Origin of the sequence: Sphingomonas sp. Leaf257, assembly GCF_001422185.1 — a bacterium.
In the GTDB taxonomy this organism is placed as follows: Bacteria; Pseudomonadota; Alphaproteobacteria; order Sphingomonadales; family Sphingomonadaceae; genus Sphingomonas; species Sphingomonas yabuuchiae.
In genome coordinates this window covers 13,709-29,824 of the sequence record NZ_LMMH01000005.1, presented here as the reverse complement: position 1 = coordinate 29,824, position 16,116 = coordinate 13,709, and the positions used below count along the sequence as shown (strand labels likewise).

Here is a 16,116-nt window from a genome sequence, read left to right as displayed (position 1 = left end):
TCATCGTCAGGAGTCCTATTTTCATGAATCGTATCCTCGCGGCCATGCTGGCCGCAGCGTCTTGCGCCACGATGGCGCAGGCGCAGGTCGGACCGTCCGCGCCTGTTGCGCAGGATGCGCCGGTCTACACGCTTGACCAAGCGGTCAGTGCAGCGGGCGGTTCGGCCCCTGCTGCGGAAGCGGCGACAGCTGGAATCGACGCGGCCCGTGCAGGTCGCACAGTCGCCGGCTTGCGGCCCAATCCGGTGGTTCAAGGCCAAGTCGAGAATGTCATCGGCTCCGGGCCGTATCGGGGGGTCCGCAGCGCGGAAACCACGGTCGGCTTTGCGATCCCGATCGAGCTAGGCGGCAAGCGCGGCGCCCGCGTCGCGGTCGCCAATGCGCAATTGTCCCGGGCCGAGATCCAGGCCGCGATCATCGCGGCGGATGTCCGGCTTCAGGTAACGCAGCTCTATGTCGAAGCGGTCGCGGCCGATCGCCGGGTAATGACAGCCCGCGATCAGGCCCGGATCGCCAGCGATGCGCTGCGGGCCGCGAGCGTTCGCGTGCAGGCAGGGCGGGCATCGCCACTCGAGCAACAGCGCGCGGATGTCGCGCGTATCAATGCCGACGCCAATGTGGAGCGGCAGCTTCGCTTGGCCGAGGCGGCCCGCGCCAATCTGGCGCGTCGGATCGGACGGCCGATCGACGGCCTGCTCGATGACACGCTGCTCGATCGCCTTCCCGATGTGAACGTCTATGGGCCGTTGGCACCGGTCAACACGACCGGCACACTCGCGCTGGCGGCAGCCAACGCGGATTTCTCCATTGCCGAAGCCGGCGTGCGGCTCGCGCGCGCCAATCGCGTGCCTGACCTGAACGTCGGGCCGTCGATCCGCCGCCTGGAAGCGACCAACGACATGGCGGCGGTGTTCAGCGTGTCGATCCCGATCCCGGTGTTCAACAATGGTCGCGCCGCGATTGCGCAGGCGACCGCGCAGCGGACCCAGGCGGATGCGCAGCGCCGCGTGACCGCGCTCGACATCGAACAGGCGATCACGGACGCGCAGGCGCAGGCGGCCAATGCCGCAACGACGGCTCGTGCGGCGTCGGGGCCGGCGCTGGCGGCTGCACAGGAGGCCGCCCGCATCGCGCGGATCGGCTATCGCGAGGGCAAGTTCGGCCAGCTCGAATTGCTCGATGCTGAACGCACGCTCGCCGAAACGCGGGTCGCCGCGATCGACGCGCTTGCCAATTACCAGAATGCCCGCGCGCAAGTGGAGCGACTGACCGCTCGTGCGCCCAATGGGGGGAATCAGTGATGAAGAGCTTTTATCTCGCGGGCGCGGCGTCGCTCGCCCTGCTCTTGGCTGCCTGCGGCGGCAAGGATGGCGGAAACGAGGCAACTGCCGAAGGCGCAGCTGCCAATGAGACGGCAGCGGGCACGGAAAAGGGCGGTGCTGAAGGCGGTCATGCCGGTGAAGGCGTCGTCACATTGGGTGCCGACCAGATCGCCACAGCGGGCGTCCAGGTCGGACGGCCGATCATCGGCGGGGCCGGGACGATCGAGCTGCCCGCGATCATCGAGGGCGACCCACAGGGAACGCAGGTCGTCTCGGCCGCAATTGCGGGACGCGTGGTCGCGCTCACCCGTAACCTCGGCCAATCGGTCGGACGCGGCCAGACCATTGCGGTCATCGAAAGCCGCGAGGCGGCGCAGATCAAGGGCGAGGTCGAGGCGGCGCGGGCGCGGCTTCAGCTCGCTAATTCGAACCTCGCGCGCGAACAGCGGCTGTTCGCGCAGAGAGTCTCCCCTGAACAGGATCTGATCGCCGCCCGCACAGCGGCGACGGAGGCGCGGATCGCCCTGACGCAGGCGCAGAGCATGGTTTCGGCGGCGGGTGTCGGCGGCGGCGGGCTCAACCGGCTCGGCATTGCCGCGCCGATCTCGGGCCAGATCATTGCGCGCCCCGTGACGCTGGGACAAACGGTCGCGGCGGATGCCGAACTCTATCGCATCGCCAACCTGAGCCAGGTGTCGATCGCGCTTAATCTCAAGCCCGAGGATGCGGGCCGGGTGCGTCCCGGCAATACGGTGCTGGTGAAGGCGGCAGGCCGTCAGGCGACCGCCCGCGTGACCTTCGTGTCGCCGGCGCTTGATCCGCAGACGCGGCTCGTGCCTGCGCTCGCCACCCTCGACAATCGCGGTGGCGAATGGCGGGTCGGCGAGCCTGTGACGGCAGCCGTGCAGCTCACGGGCAGCGGCGGGAGCGGGGCGGTCCGCGTGCCGACGACGGCGGTCCAGAGTTTCGAGGGCAAGTCGGTCGTGTTCGTGCGCACGCCCACCGGCTTCAAGGCGACCCCGGTCCAGCTCGGCGATGCGTCGGGCGACACGGTGATCGTCCGGTCGGGCCTGACCGGCAACGAACAGATCGCCACCACCGGAAGTTTCACGCTCAAGGCCGAGATCGGCAAGGGCGAAGCGAGCCACGAGGATTAAGCCATGATCGCCCGTATCGTAACCTGGGCGGTCGAGAAGCGCTGGCTAGTCCTGCTCCTCACCGTCATCGTCGCCGCCATCGGCGCGTTTTCCCTCTACCGGCTACCGATCGACGCGGTGCCGGACATCACCAACAATCAGGTCCAGATCAACGTCCGCGCGCCTGCCCTCTCGCCCGAGCTGGTCGAGAAGCAGGTGTCGTTTCCAATCGAAACCGCGCTCGCCGGCACCCCCGGCCTGGAATATACGCGCTCGTTGAGCCGCAACGGCTTCGCGCAGATCACGGCGGTCTTTTCGGACGCGACGGACATCTATTTCGCCCGCCAGCAGGTGGGCGAGCGTCTGCGGGGCGTGCAAGAGAATCTGCCCGACGGCGTGAACCCTGAAATGGGTCCGATCGCGACAGGCCTGGGCGAGGTGTACATGTACACCGTTCGTCTCGATCATCGCGAGGACGACAAGCACAAGCCCGGTGAACCGGGCCAACAGCCCGATGGCAGCTACATCACGCCAGAGGGCGAGCGACTGACGACCGAAGAGGACAAGGCGACCTACCTGCGCACCGCGCAGGACTGGATCGTGACGCCGCTTCTGAAGACCACACCGGGCCTCGCCGGTGTCGACTCGATTGGCGGTTACGCCAAGCAGTTCCTCGTCGTGCCCGACGTGCAGAAGCTGGCCTCGCTCGGCATCACGCTGACGGACCTGGGAAATGCGCTGGAGCGCAATAACACCAGCGTCGGCGGTGGCTTCGTCAATCGCAATGGCGAAGGTCTGGCTGTTCGCTCGGATGCGCTCGTTCGCAATGCCAGCGAGTTGGCCAGGACCGTGATCGCGACACGTAACGGCGTGCCGATCACGGTCGAACAAGTTGCGACTGTGAAGACGGGTCAGGCGATCCGCATGGGTTCGGCATCGGAGAACGGTACCGAAGTCGTCGTCGGCACGGCGATCATGCGGATCGGCGAGAACAGCCGCATCGTGTCGACCGCGGTCGCTGAGAAACTGAAGACGATCAACGCTTCGCTGCCTCCTGACGTCGTAATTCAGCCGGTGCTGAACCGCACCGAGCTGGTCAATTCGACGATCAAGACGGTCGCGAAAAACCTGTCCGAAGGCGCGGTGCTGGTCATCGTCGTGCTCTTCCTGCTGCTCGGCAACTTCCGTGCGGCCCTGATCGCGGCGTTGGTCATCCCGATCACCATGATGCTGACAGGCTTTGGTATGCTGCGCGCTGGGGTCTCGGCCAATCTGATGAGCCTTGGGGCTTTGGACTTCGGTCTGATCGTCGACGGCGCCGTCATCATCGTTGAAAACGCGCTGAGGCGGCTTGCCGAACAACAGCATCATGAAGGTCGCTTGCTGACCGTCAAGGAACGGCTTGCGACCGTGGCAGCCGCCGCTCGCGAGATGATCCGCCCCTCGGTTTACGGGCAGGCAATCATCATCCTCGTCTACGTACCGCTGCTCACGCTGACCGGCGTGGAGGGTAAAACGTTCGGACCGATGGCGCTGACCGTCATCATCGCGCTCGCCTTCGCCTTCATCCTCTCTCTCACCTTCGTGCCGGCGATGATTGCGATCTGGCTGTCGAAGAAGGTCGAGGAGAAGGACGGCCGCATCATCACGTGGCTGAAGAAGCGCTACGAACCCGGTCTCGACCGGGCCATGAAGCGCCCGACGCTGACGATCGGTGCGGGTGTGGGAAGCCTTGTGGTGGCGGCGCTTGCTTTCACTACGCTCGGCTCGGTGTTCCTGCCGCAGCTCGACGAAGGCGATTTGCTGATCCAGTCGCTCCGCATTCCGGCAACGTCGGTCCAGCAGAGCCAGGCGATGCAGGTGCCGATCGAGCGGATGATGTCGAAGCAGCCGGAGGTGCAATTCGTCTATTCCAAGACGGGCACCGCCGAGCTGGCGGCCGACCCGATGCCGCCGAACGCGACCGACATGTTCGTCATCCTGAAGCCGCGCAAGGATTGGCCGGATCCTGAGCTTCCCAAGGAGGAGCTGGTCAGCCGGATCGAGGGTAATCTCGCGAAGATTCCGGGAAATGCCTACGAGATCACCCAGCCCATCCAGATGCGCTTCAACGAGCTGATCGCCGGCGTGCGCGGCGACATCGCGGTGAAGGTGTTCGGGGACGACTTCAACCAGATGAACCGGACGGCCGAGCAAATCGCGGCGGTGCTGCGCAGAACGCAAGGCGCAGCGGACGTGAAGGTGGAGCAGACGACCGGTCTTCCCATGCTCGACATTCGCGTCAACCGCGACGCGATGGCGCGGTTGGGCGTTACGGCTCAGGATGTGCAGGACACCGTGACTGCGACGATCGGCGGGCGAACATCGGGCCAGATCTTCGAGGGCGACCGTCGCTTCCCGGTGGTGATCCGCCTGTCGGAGGCGCAGCGCGCCGACATCGGCCTGCTCCAGCAGGTGCAGGTGCCGGTGGCAGGCGGCGGCTATGTGCCGCTGTCCAGTGTCGCTGACATCAAGGTCGTCGACGGTCCCAATCAGATCAGCCGCGAAAACGGGAAGCGGCGCGTGGTGGTGCAAGCCAACGTGCGTGGTCGCGATGTCGGTAGCGTCGTTGCAGACGCGCAGGCGGCGATCGGCAGCCAGGTCCGGCTGCCTGCCGGTGCCTATCTCGAATGGGGCGGTCAGTTCGAGAACCTGCAATCGGCGAGCGAGCGGCTGAAGCTGGTCATTCCGGCCTGCTTCATCCTGATCCTGTTGCTGCTTTATGGCGCATTGGGATCGGTCCGCGATGCCGCGATCGTCTTCACCGGCGTGCCATTCGCGCTGGTGGGCGGCGTTCTGCTGCTCTTCCTGCGCGGCATGGACTTTTCGATCTCGGCGGCGGTGGGCTTCATCGCCCTGTCGGGCATCGCGGTCCTCAACGGCCTCGTCATGGTCAGCTCAATCCAGGATCTGATCCGGTCGGGGCTATCGCGCGAGGAGGCGGCCCATGTCGGCGCAATGCAGCGTCTGCGGCCAGTCGTCATGACCGCGCTCGTCGCAAGCCTCGGCTTCGTGCCGATGGCGCTTGGCGAGGGGGCGGGCGCGGAGGTGCAGAAGCCATTGGCGACCGTCGTCATCGGCGGCCTGATCTCGGCGACGCTGCTGACGCTGTTCGTGCTGCCGACGCTCTACGCCCGGTTCGGGCAGAAAGTGATCGAGAAGCCCGAGCACTACAATGAGGAGCATGAAGGGGACGACCACGGTCAGACCTTCGTGAACAACTTGGCCTGATGGGTGCGCGGGGCGATCCGCGATCGCCCCGCTCATCTCTGGGAGATGGGGATATGCCTCGCACCATAACCAGCTCAATGCTTCACGGCGGGCCACTGCGGATCTGGTCGGCGATCACCGATCCGGATCATCGTCGGGCTTGGAGTCCGCTCGTATTCCTCGACAACCCGTGCCAGCTTGGCGAAACGGAATGTACCTTCGCGATCCAGGGCATCACCCGGCCAATTCGGACGCCGGCCCGGGTCGATCAATTCGATAAGCCGCGCGCCTTCGCTTGGTCCTGCGGCATCCCTTATCTGTTCACGCTCGAAGAACGGTACGAGCTGGCAGGGGACGATGGTGGCACTAGGCTAACACATAGCTGCACGCTGGGCGGGGCGCTGTCTCTGCCGTTCGCGGCGATGATGTTGCGTCGTCTGCGGTCCCTGATGATCGAGGCTGATGATCGCCTCGCAACCTATCTGCGCTGGCGGGTGGGTCAGCCTGCCCGTGGGATCAATCGTCAGCGCGTCCCCTCCCGCTACAGGAGGAAGGCGCGATGATGCCGTTGAAGCGGGTACTGCCCGCCCTCATCCTCGTTGTCGGCCTGGCGGCTTGCACGGAAAGCAAGCCGCCAGCCCCGCCAACGGAGCAGCAAATCCATTCGTCCGACAGCGCCGTGGCGACCGGGGAAATGGGGCGCCATCCCTATCGCTGTTCCGACGGGGAACCGCTGTTCGTCGACTACAAGGACAACGGCCTGCAGATCGATTTGCGGCGCTCCAGCAGCGCCGTGCCCATGACGCTGACCGCGCCAGCGCAGGGCCTCCAATATGTCGGCGAGACAGCCACCGCGACCTTCAAGGGGTCGCAGCTCACCGTCGTGGATGGCGAGGGCCGCACCCGAATCTGCGAACGGGAGGGCACCCGATGAACCGTCCTGTCTTCCGACACGTCGCACTGGAACGGGAGAGAAACGATGTCTGACACGTCGATCTCGAATGTGATGGCCATTCGGGCCGAAGTGATCGCGCGAAGCCGCGCTTTGCGTGCGGCGCAGCCGACGGCACCGCCCGGCGTGACGCCGACCGCTCCGGCGTCGAACTTTGCCGACACCCTCAATGCCGTGGTCGCGAAGGTCAACGAGACCCAGGAGCAGGAGGATGTCGTCACCGAAGCATATGAGCGTGGCGAAACCACCGACATTGCAACCGTCGCGCTCATCCAGAGCCGCGCATCCATTACTTTCGAGGCGACCCTGCAAGTCCGGAACAAGCTGCTGTCCGCTTATCGGGACATCATGAACATGCCGATCGGATGACGATTGCTAAGAGATTTAGGGCGTAATTGATATGATAGTCGGCGCGAGGCCACGTTTTAGGCAGATCATTATCGAGGTTTGGAAGCCTCTCACGATCCTGTTCGTGTGGGACGTGGCGGTGACGGCATTCCACATGATGACCCCGATCAAGGAACCGCCTTTGCCGACGGCGCTGTTCGGCACTGCCATCGCGCTCTTCATGGGGTTTCGGACCAACGCAGCTTATGCGCGCTGGTGGGAAGCGCGAACCCTTTGGGGCGCGCTCATCAATGCGTCGCGCAGCCTGGCCAGGATCACACGCAGCCTGACCAAGGGGGAACCCGAGGGCAGTGAGACGCGGCACAACATCATCCTGCGGCAGATCGCCTTCGCGCACTCGATGCGCTGCCAGCTTCGCCGACAGTCGCCCTATGAAGACATTGCCCGGATCGCCGGAACGGACGTCGCCGATATGGCGGTCGCTCGCCTGAACCCTGCCAACGCGCTCTTGGAGGACATATCGGGCAATTACGCCGACGCGCTCGCGGAAGGTCGGATCACCGAGATCCAGCAGGCAACTGTAGAGCGCGTCCTGATCGACATCGCCAATGCGCAGGGTGGCATGGAGCGGATCAAGAACACGCCGCTGCCCAATGGCTTTCGGTTTTTCCCGAACCTCTTCACGCGCGTGTTCTGCGTGCTGCTTCCGATCGCGCTGGTCGAATCCCTGGGCCTTGCCACGCCGATCGGATCGACGCTGATCGGACTCGTCTTCCTCGCGGTGCTGAGCATCGGCGAGGATCTGACCGATCCGTTCGCCAATAGCGTCCACGATGTCCCGCTCACGGCCATGTGCCGCACGATCGAGATCGACCTTCTTCAGACGGCGGGACTACCGGCCCCTGAGCCGCTGACGCCCGATCACGGCGTGCTGTGGTGAGGGCGGTGCGCGCCTTGCGGCACCTGCCTGGCCTGACAGCCGCGCGCATCGGCGCCGTTCTGTTCGCGGGTATGGTCGTAGGGGCGTGCAACCCCGCTCCAAGCCAACCGGCCGAGCCGGCGCATGAAAAGCATCTGACGCCTCGATTGATCGCGCAGCGCATCATGTATTGCGACGATGGATCGCGCGCCGATGTCGACTTCATCGACGACGGCCTGAAGATGGGTGTCACCTGGCTGCCCAAGGGCAGAACCGAGATCCTGCACGCGCAACGGACCGGCGAAGAATTTCGCGGCGACCAGTCGCGGGCAGTCGTGGCGGGCGGGTCGATCGCCTTCACGCAGCGCGGGAAGATCCGCGTCTGTCATCGAACACCGGAGGAATCATAGGATATGCAGGCATTGCTCTACACGCTTGCGCCTGTGTTGGCGGTCGTGCTCGGCGCGATCATCGCGAGCCGCACAAAGTTAAATCCTGGCCTCGTGGCGGGGCTACAGCATCTTGCTGCCGGCGTCGTGTTCGCGGCGGCAGCGACTGAAATCCTGCCGCAGGTCAAGCATGAGGCTTCGCCCAGCGCGACGTTGATCGGCGGGGCGGCGGGCGTCGTAACGATGCTGGGTCTCAAGGCTTTCGAGGCCCGCTTCAAGGGGCCGATGGCGCTGCTCGCCGCGATCGGCATCGACATCCTGGTCGATGGCCTGGTGCTCGGCCTTGCGTTCGTCGCGGGCGAGAAGGCGGGATTTCTGCTGACGATCGCGCTGACACTCGAAGTGCTCTTCCTGGGTCTGACACTGACCAACGAGCTGGCGGAAACCTATCGCTCGCGCCTGCGCATCATCGTGATCGTCTCGGCCTTGGCGCTGCTGCTGCCGATCGGCGCGCTCGCTGCCGTTCCTGTCGCCACGCTCTCGCCGGTAATGGTCGCTGGCTTCCTGAGCTTTGGGCTGATGGCGCTGCTCTACCTCGTCACGGAAGAGCTGCTGGTTGAGGCGCACGAGAAGCCTGACACCCCGCTCATCAGCTCGATGTTCTTCGTAGGGTTCCTCGCCCTCCTGACGCTCGAGGAGATCATGGGATGAATGCGAGCAACGACAACGCGGGCACGCAGGAGCGTCGCACGCTCTGGATCGTGCTGCTGCTGAACGCAGCAATCGCAGCGGGCTTTTTCGTATCCGGCGCGTTCGCCGATTCAAGTGCGCTCATCGCCAACGGCGTCGACAATCTGTCCGACACCGCCGTTTACGCTCTCAGCCTCGTCGCGCTGACCCACGGTAAGACGTGGAAGACGCGCGCCGCGATCGCATCGGGGGTAATGCTGCTGATCTTTGCGGGCGGCATCCTGATCGATGTCGGGCGACGCTATGTGCAGGGGAGCGAGCCGATCGGACCGACCATGATGGTCATGTCGGCGATCGCCGGCGTCGTAAACTACCTCTGCCTGCGGCTGCTCCAGCGGCTCAAGGATCCGGACGTTAACCTACGGGCCGCCACCACCTTCAGCTTCAATGACTTCATTTCCAATGGCGGCATCCTGATCGCGGGCGTGCTGGTGCTGTGGCTGGGCACCAACTGGCCGGACCTTCTGGTCGGCTTCGCTACCGCCATCATCGCCATCAAGGGCGGTGTCGAAATCCTGCGCGACGCGCGCGCCGAAACCAAGAAAAGCGAAAGGAGGTCGTCATGAACGACAAGCTCGAACTCGATATTCCAGTATTGTTGCCGGACCTTCCTGACGCGGCCGACGCTTGCCTGGACCGTCTCGTATCAACCCTGTCAAAGCGCGAAGGCGTCGAGCGGGCGCATGTGATCTGCCTCGATGGCGACACGCCGGCGGCCCTGTGCATCCATTTCGACGCCGCCAAGCTACCGCTGCCGCGATTGCGTGAAATGGTGCGGGCCGCAGGTGCCGAAATCACTGAACGCTACGGTCATGCGATCTGGCAGGTGACGGGGATCAGTCACGAACGGCGGGCGCGCACGGTCAGCGATGCGCTATGCGCGTTGCCCGGGGTGGTACAGGCAAGCGCCAGCACCAGCGGGTCGGTCCGGGTCGAATATGATCGCCGAGAGACCACAGAAGAGGAAGTGCGCGCTGCTCTTCGCAAGCTGAAGGTGAGGGTTGGCAAGCGGGTCGCCGCCGATGACCATGCCGGCCACGACCACGGCCCCGGGGGCCACGACGCGGGCGAAGAGAAGCACGGCCCCGGCGATGGTCACGACCATAGCCACGCCGAATTTCTCGGCCCCAATACCGAGCTGATCTTCGCGCTTGCCTGCGGCGCGCTGCTGGGGATCGGCTATGCGATCGAAAGGCTGGTTGCCGGCGCACCGGAGTGGCTGCCCACGGCCTGCTATGTCGCAGCCTATTTCTTCGGCGGGTTCTTCACGCTGCGCGAGGCGATCGACAACCTTCGGATGAAGAAGTTCGAGATCGACACGCTGATGTTGGTTGCTGCCGCCGGCGCCGCTGCGCTGGGCGCATGGGCCGAAGGCGCGCTGCTGCTGTTCCTGTTCAGCCTTGGCCATGCGCTTGAGCATTACGCGATGGGACGCGCCAAGAAGGCGATCGAGGCGCTGGCGAAGCTCGCGCCCGAAACCGCGACCGTGCGACGCGACGGCCAGACCAGCGAAATCCCGGTCGAGCAAATGGTCGTTGGGGATGTCGCCATCGTCCGCCCGAACGAGCGCCTGCCTGCTGACGGCTTCGTCATCACGGGCACCAGCGCGATCAACCAAGCCCCGGTGACCGGCGAGAGCATCCCGGTCGACAAGGTGCCGGTCGCGGACGCGGCAGCCGCCCGCGCCAAGCCCGATGCGGTCGAGGCGGAGAGCCGCGTCTTTGCCGGCACGATCAATGGCGGCGGCGCGATCGAGATCGAGGTGACGCGCCGATCCAACGAGTCCGCGCTCGCCAAGGTGGTGAAGATGGTGAGCGAGGCGGAGACGCAGAAGTCGCCGACGCAGCGCTTCACCGATCGGTTCGAGCGCATCTTCGTGCCCGCCGTCCTGATCCTGTCGGTGCTGCTGCTGTTCGCCTGGGTGGTCATCGACGAGCCGTTCCGCGACAGCTTCTATCGCGCGATGGCGGTACTGGTCGCAGCGAGCCCTTGCGCGCTCGCGATCGCGACGCCGAGCGCGGTCCTGTCCGGCGTCGCGCGCGCGGCACGTGGCGGTGTGCTGGTGAAGGGCGGTGCGCCGCTCGAAAACCTCGGATCGCTCAAGGCGATCGCCTTCGACAAGACCGGCACGCTGACCGAAGGGCGCCCGCGCATCACCGATGTCGTGCCCGTCGACGGCACCGACGAAGGCGAGCTGCTGTCGCTGGCCGTCGCTGTCGAGGCGCTGAGCGATCACCCGCTGGCCCAAGCGATCGTCAACGACGGCCGCGAACGCCTGAATGGGCGCCCGTTGCCCACCGCTGGCGACCTCAAGAGCCTGACCGGTCGTGGCGTCACCGCGAGCGTGGATGGCGAGACGGTGTGGATCGGCAAGGCCGAGATGTTTGGGGGCGAGGGCATACCGGCGCTGGGGCAGGGGGCGCAGGACGCGATCGCGAAGCTGCGCGAGAACGGCCGCACGACGATGGTCGTCCGCAAGGGAGACCGCGACCTAGGCGCGATCGGCCTGATGGACACGCCCCGCGAAGCGGCCAAGACCGCGCTGCGCCGGCTGCACGAGATGGGTGTGTCGCGGATGATAATGATCTCCGGCGATCACCAGAAGGTCGCCGAAGCGATCGCCAACGATGTCGGAATCGATGAGGCGTGGGGCGACCTCATGCCCGAAGACAAGGTGGCCGCAATCAAGAAGCTTGCCGGCGAGGACAAGGTCGCGATGGTCGGCGACGGCGTGAACGACGCGCCCGCGATGGCGAGCGCCACGGTCGGCATCGCAATGGGCGCGGCGGGGTCGGACGTAGCGCTCGAGACGGCCGACGTAGCGCTGATGGCCGACGACCTGGCGCACTTGCCGTTCGCGGTCGGCCTGAGCCGTCATACGCGCGGCATCATCCGTCAGAACGTGTTCGTCAGCCTGGGCGTCGTCGCCTTCCTCGTGCCTGCCACCATCCTCGGCCTCGGCATCGGGCCAGCGGTGGCGGTCCATGAGGGATCGACACTGCTCGTCGTCATCAACGCGCTCCGGCTGCTCGCCTACCGCGACCCGGCGGGGAACGCGGCATGAAGTGGCTGGTCGCTTTCGACCTCGACGGCACGCTCGCGGAGAGCAAACGCCCGTTATCGGAGGATATGGCCGCGATCATCGCCCGGTTGCTCGCCGTTACCGATGTGGCGGTGATCTCGGGCGGGGACTGGCCACAATTCGAAAAGCAGGTCGCGTCGCGCTTGCCTGCGGACGCAGCGCTCGACCGCCTCTGGTTGATGCCGACCACCGGCACCAAGCTCTATCGCTTCATCGATGGGGCTTGGTGCGTGGTCTATGCCGAGCTGTTCGACGATGCGGAGAAGGCGAAGATCCGCGCGGCCTTCGACCGGGCGCTGGCCGATGCCGGCCTCGCCGATGAACGCATATGGGGCGAGCGGATCGAGGATCGCGGCAGCCAGATTACCTTTTCGGGGCTGGGGCAGGCGGCGCCGCTGAAGGAAAAGGAGGGATGGGACCGGGATCGGAAAAAACGCACTGCATTGCAGGCGACCTTGCGCGCAGTGCTGCCGGGCCTCTCGATCAATCTTGGCGGTACGACATCGATCGACGTGACGAGGGCAGGGGTCGACAAAGGCTACGGCCTGAAGCGCCTGAGCGCCGAAAGCGGCGTGCCGCTCGACGGCATGTTGTTCATCGGCGATGCGATCTTCCCCGGTGGAAATGACTATCCCGCCGTCGAGATCGGCCTCGACACGGTCAGGGTGCGCGACGTTGCGGAAACCGCCGCCGTCGTGGCCGCCATCATCGCATGTCTGCACCGGTAGGTTCGCAGATGTTCACGATCCTCGCCTTAATCACGAGCGCCTTCAAGGCGCTCGGCCCAACATTCGTTTTTAACCTCCGATTTGGAGCGATCGCGTAGAACAGGCAGGCCGGCATGTTTCAAAGCTCATGGTGGGAGATAACCACCCATATCATCAGTCTCGCCGTCGCCTACGCGCTTGCCCTTCCGGTTGGCTGGGATCGCGAGAAGGACGCCCGTAGCGCAGGCATCCGCACATTCCCGTTGGTTGCCATCGCCAGTTGCGGCTTCGTGCTGGTAGGCATCGCGATCCTCGGCCGCACGTCCCCGGCGCAGGCCAGGTTGCTCGAAGGTCTGATTACAGGCGTCGGTTTCATTGGGGGCGGCGCGATCCTGAAGAAGGGTAGCAAAGCCTCGGGTACGGCAACAGCGGCCAGCCTGTGGGCGACTGGCGCGCTCGGGGCGGCCGTCGGCTACGGCCTATACGATATCGCCTTCATCCTGAGCTGCACCACCTTCCTGACCCTGCGCTGTTCTCGTCCGCTCAAGCGCGCTACCAATGGCGACGCCTGTACTCCGGCAAGTCCATGACGACCTCTCAGGCGAGCCGATGGACACATCCAGTGCAAGCCCTCACCCGACGTTGGGCGCCGGCGCGGACTATCCCGGCGCGGGACCGCCAACACCGCTTGCTGCGCTGGGCGACGCTGTTGGAGCGCAATCCTCACCAGATCATCGGCCTGCTGCCTCCCTCTTGGGCAGGCGGTGACGCGCGCGGCCCGATGATCGATCGGCCGAGCGCGATCGATGTCGCATGGGACGATGTGGTGCTGCGTGTGATGGGGCTGGCGGGTCGATCGCGCCGTGAAGCCAAAGCATTCTTCGGGCTGTCGGACGCGGAATTGGATCGAATTGTCGCTGGGTCGTGGCGGTGTCCGATCCGCCCCGCTTGGCAGGTCGCCGCGCGGATCAGGAACGTCGAGTGCCCGCGACTGGAAAACGCGATCGTAGGATCGGTCCTCGCCCTCATCCTCGTGTTCTGCGCCATCTTCTATTGGATCATCTGACGAGGCTGTCTTGTGTTCGACATCATAACATCGATCCTATCGGCACTCGGCGGCTTTGGCGTCTTCCTGCTGATGCTGGCCGAGAACGTCTTTCCGCCGATTCCATCGGAAGTGATCCTGCCCCTTGCGGGCTACACGGCCGCGCAGGGGCGCGGCTCGCTGTGGGTGGTCGTTATCGCTGGCACCCTCGGATCGGCCGCAGGAGCGATCCTATGGTACTATGTCGGGCGCTGGATCGGCATCGATCGGTTGAAGCGCTTTGCTTCTCGCCACGGTCGATGGCTGACGTTGACGGCGGACGAGATCGATCATGTCGATCGCTGGTTCGACCGCTATGGCCGTTGGGCGGTTCTGTTCGGACGAATGGTCCCGGGAGTCCGGACGTTGATTTCGGTGCCAGCAGGGGTCAGCGGAATGCCCCTCGGTCCGTTCCTGCTTTCCACGCTTGCCGGCTCGGCAATATGGACCGTGATCCTCGTGCTAGCCGGCTACGAGCTGGGCGAACGCTATAATCAGGTGGCGAGCGTCATCGAACCGGTCAGCAACGCCGTGCTCTTGCTGGCCGTCATTTGGTATCTCTGGCGGGTCGCGACCTTCGGGCGATCCGGGGATCGCCATTGATGAATGTCAATGGCTCGTCTCCCGTTTTTCCCGCCGGACTTTGGCTTACGGCAGCTTCGATGCTGGTCTTCGTCACGCGCTACGCCAGTGCCCTTGGCCTGGTCCCGCGAGGAACCACGTTCATTCTCATCAAGTGGATCGGGAGGCTTTACCGCATCGGGTTTCGCGCATGGCGTCGCAACGGGGGGAAGTGGCGCTGGGCCGCATCATCAAGATCCACCGCCACAAGGTAAGCGAAGCATCCTATGTACTATCTTGCAGTCAAGGCCATCGTCTCGGGCATACTAATCGCGGCAGCGTCGGAAGTGGCGAAGCGCTATCCCGGGTTCGGAGCGCTGATTGCGTCGCTACCGGTCGTCTCGGTCCTTGGCATGATATGGCTGTGGCACGACCGGCCTGATGCGATGAACATGGCGGCCCATGCGCAGGCGACCTTCTGGTTCGTACTCCCCTCGCTGCCGCTATTCCTACTGATACCAGTCCTTTTGCGTCACGGAATTGGCTTTTGGCCAGCCTTGGCCGCCGGATGCTGCCTGACCGTCCTGCTCTATATCGCGATGGTTCTCGCACTCCGGCGCTTTGGCATCGCTTTGTGATTTCCATGAACAACGAGCGGGTGAACAGAATGACAAACCTCAAGGAACGCGCGCTCATTGCCGCTGTCGCGACCATCGCTCTGACTGGATGCGGACTGATTAAACCACGGGATGCTGGCTATTTCCGTTTCCACGCGGAAGAGGCGAGGCTGGTTGTCACCCGCTGCGAGCGGGGCCAGGAAACCGGCAGCGACTGCGAGGCCGCGGCCCAGGCCGTGGCCGAGCTCGATGCGGCTGCGCGCCGGCAACCTCCGGCCAGAGCCGGACGCCAGCGCGGACATGATGCTACACTGGAGAAGGAACGTGATGATCGGAATTAACGGCACGCTCGCGCTGATGGTCGCAACGGCCGCTGGACTGACGCCACCTGCTGCGAGCGCACAGCACGCTCAACACGGTACGAGCGTGACCCGGGGAGCTGATGCGGGAAAGCGGGCCGACACGCCCGCAACCAGAGCCTACCGGGCCGCGAACGCCAAGATGCATGGCGCTATGGACGTGGCCTTCACTGGTGATGCCGACGCCGACTTCATGCGCGCGATGATCCCCCATCATGAAGGCGCGATCGCGATGGCCGAGATAGAATTGAGGTACGGGCGCGATCCCGCTGTTCGCCGGCTTGCAGCCGAAGTAGTGGCGACGCAGCGGCGCGAGATCGCCGAGATGCGGGCGTGGCTTGCCCGGCGCGAAACCCGCAAGTAGCGGCCCGAAGCCTTACCGCCGTCAATGATGGCGGCGGTAATGCCTCGGACGGGAATGACGATCATAGTGCCGATCGCGCACGTAGTGGCGAGACTGGTATCGCGGAGAGTCGGCATAATAGCCGCCACCATAATAGGGCTGCGCATAGCCATAGCCGTGATTTGACACGACCACACGTCCATGTCCGCCGTAGCTACCATGACCTGTGGAATGACGGCCACCATGGTGCTGCGCCATCGCAGTACCAGGGACCAACGAAGCCAGCAGCCCCGCTGCA

Annotated in this window: 18 protein-coding genes; all 18 read left to right on the top strand. The window is 64.9% G+C overall.

Annotated features, from left to right (window positions below; genetic code table 11):
• Positions 1 to 23 precede the first annotated feature (23 nt).
• The 18 genes from ASF14_RS05650 to copM all read left to right on the top strand — a co-directional run bounded on the left by ASF14_RS05650 (position 24) and on the right by copM (position 15,839).
• On the top strand, positions 24 to 1,301 hold the full coding sequence (locus tag ASF14_RS05650; protein ID WP_013039111.1) for a TolC family protein: 1,278 nt from the start codon (positions 24 to 26) through the stop codon (positions 1,299 to 1,301).
• A complete protein-coding gene (locus ASF14_RS05645; RefSeq protein ID WP_004212877.1) occupies positions 1,301 to 2,479 on the top strand; it encodes an efflux RND transporter periplasmic adaptor subunit in 1,179 nt (392 codons plus the stop codon). The genes ASF14_RS05650 and ASF14_RS05645 overlap by 1 nt, the downstream gene beginning before the upstream one ends.
• Before the next feature lie 3 nt (positions 2,480 to 2,482).
• Positions 2,483 to 5,728, top strand: coding sequence for an efflux RND transporter permease subunit (locus tag ASF14_RS05640; protein ID WP_018251219.1), 3,246 nt, complete (start codon positions 2,483 to 2,485; stop codon positions 5,726 to 5,728).
• 53 nt (positions 5,729 to 5,781) lie between these two features.
• Positions 5,782 to 6,270 carry an SRPBCC family protein gene (locus ASF14_RS05635; RefSeq protein ID WP_026189137.1) on the top strand — a complete coding sequence of 163 codons (489 nt, stop codon included), beginning with the start codon at positions 5,782 to 5,784 and terminating at the stop codon, positions 6,268 to 6,270.
• Complete coding sequence (locus ASF14_RS05630) at positions 6,267 to 6,641, top strand: hypothetical protein (protein ID WP_026189138.1); 375 nt, start codon at positions 6,267 to 6,269, stop codon at positions 6,639 to 6,641. Before ASF14_RS05635 ends, ASF14_RS05630 begins: the two co-directional genes overlap by 4 nt.
• Positions 6,642 to 6,686: 45 nt before the next feature.
• Positions 6,687 to 7,028, top strand: coding sequence for a flagellar hook-basal body complex protein FliE (gene fliE / locus ASF14_RS05625; RefSeq protein ID WP_026189139.1), 342 nt, complete (start codon positions 6,687 to 6,689; stop codon positions 7,026 to 7,028).
• Between the two features lie 31 nt (positions 7,029 to 7,059).
• Positions 7,060 to 7,947 carry a bestrophin family protein gene (locus ASF14_RS05620; RefSeq protein WP_019368194.1) on the top strand — a complete coding sequence of 296 codons (888 nt, stop codon included), beginning with the start codon at positions 7,060 to 7,062 and terminating at the stop codon, positions 7,945 to 7,947.
• On the top strand, positions 7,944 to 8,336 hold the full coding sequence (locus ASF14_RS22145; protein ID WP_037477072.1) for a hypothetical protein: 393 nt from the start codon (positions 7,944 to 7,946) through the stop codon (positions 8,334 to 8,336). Before ASF14_RS05620 ends, ASF14_RS22145 begins: the two co-directional genes overlap by 4 nt.
• A gap of 3 nt (positions 8,337 to 8,339) precedes the next feature.
• Positions 8,340 to 9,026, top strand: coding sequence for a ZIP family metal transporter (locus ASF14_RS05610; protein WP_018251225.1), 687 nt, complete (start codon positions 8,340 to 8,342; stop codon positions 9,024 to 9,026).
• Complete coding sequence (locus ASF14_RS05605) at positions 9,023 to 9,631, top strand: cation transporter (RefSeq protein WP_007406859.1); 609 nt, start codon at positions 9,023 to 9,025, stop codon at positions 9,629 to 9,631. Before ASF14_RS05610 ends, ASF14_RS05605 begins: the two co-directional genes overlap by 4 nt.
• Positions 9,628 to 12,129 (top strand): heavy metal translocating P-type ATPase, encoded by a 2,502-nt coding sequence (locus tag ASF14_RS05600; protein WP_018251226.1) that lies wholly within the window; start codon positions 9,628 to 9,630, stop codon positions 12,127 to 12,129. The genes ASF14_RS05605 and ASF14_RS05600 overlap by 4 nt, the downstream gene beginning before the upstream one ends.
• Positions 12,126 to 12,875 carry an HAD-IIB family hydrolase gene (locus ASF14_RS05595; RefSeq protein WP_007406852.1) on the top strand — a complete coding sequence of 250 codons (750 nt, stop codon included), beginning with the start codon at positions 12,126 to 12,128 and terminating at the stop codon, positions 12,873 to 12,875. Before ASF14_RS05600 ends, ASF14_RS05595 begins: the two co-directional genes overlap by 4 nt.
• Before the next feature lie 113 nt (positions 12,876 to 12,988).
• The gene (locus tag ASF14_RS05590) at positions 12,989 to 13,444 is read left to right on the top strand and encodes an MgtC/SapB family protein (protein ID WP_018251228.1); all 456 of its coding nucleotides are present in this window, start codon (positions 12,989 to 12,991) and stop codon (positions 13,442 to 13,444) included.
• Complete coding sequence (locus tag ASF14_RS05585) at positions 13,441 to 13,920, top strand: hypothetical protein (protein ID WP_236696946.1); 480 nt, start codon at positions 13,441 to 13,443, stop codon at positions 13,918 to 13,920. Before ASF14_RS05590 ends, ASF14_RS05585 begins: the two co-directional genes overlap by 4 nt.
• Before the next feature lie 12 nt (positions 13,921 to 13,932).
• Positions 13,933 to 14,541, top strand: a complete 609-nt coding sequence (locus tag ASF14_RS05580; RefSeq protein ID WP_007406854.1) for a DedA family protein — start codon at positions 13,933 to 13,935, stop codon at positions 14,539 to 14,541.
• Between the two features lie 245 nt (positions 14,542 to 14,786).
• Positions 14,787 to 15,137 carry a DUF3147 family protein gene (locus ASF14_RS05575; protein WP_018251229.1) on the top strand — a complete coding sequence of 117 codons (351 nt, stop codon included), beginning with the start codon at positions 14,787 to 14,789 and terminating at the stop codon, positions 15,135 to 15,137.
• Between the two features lie 5 nt (positions 15,138 to 15,142).
• The gene (locus ASF14_RS05570; protein ID WP_206379108.1) at positions 15,143 to 15,457 is read left to right on the top strand and encodes a hypothetical protein; all 315 of its coding nucleotides are present in this window, start codon (positions 15,143 to 15,145) and stop codon (positions 15,455 to 15,457) included.
• Positions 15,444 to 15,839: a CopM family metallochaperone gene (gene copM / locus ASF14_RS05565; protein WP_050794225.1), complete on the top strand. Its 396-nt coding sequence runs from the start codon at positions 15,444 to 15,446 to the stop codon at positions 15,837 to 15,839. Before ASF14_RS05570 ends, copM begins: the two co-directional genes overlap by 14 nt.
• The last annotated feature ends 277 nt before the right edge of the window (positions 15,840 to 16,116 follow it).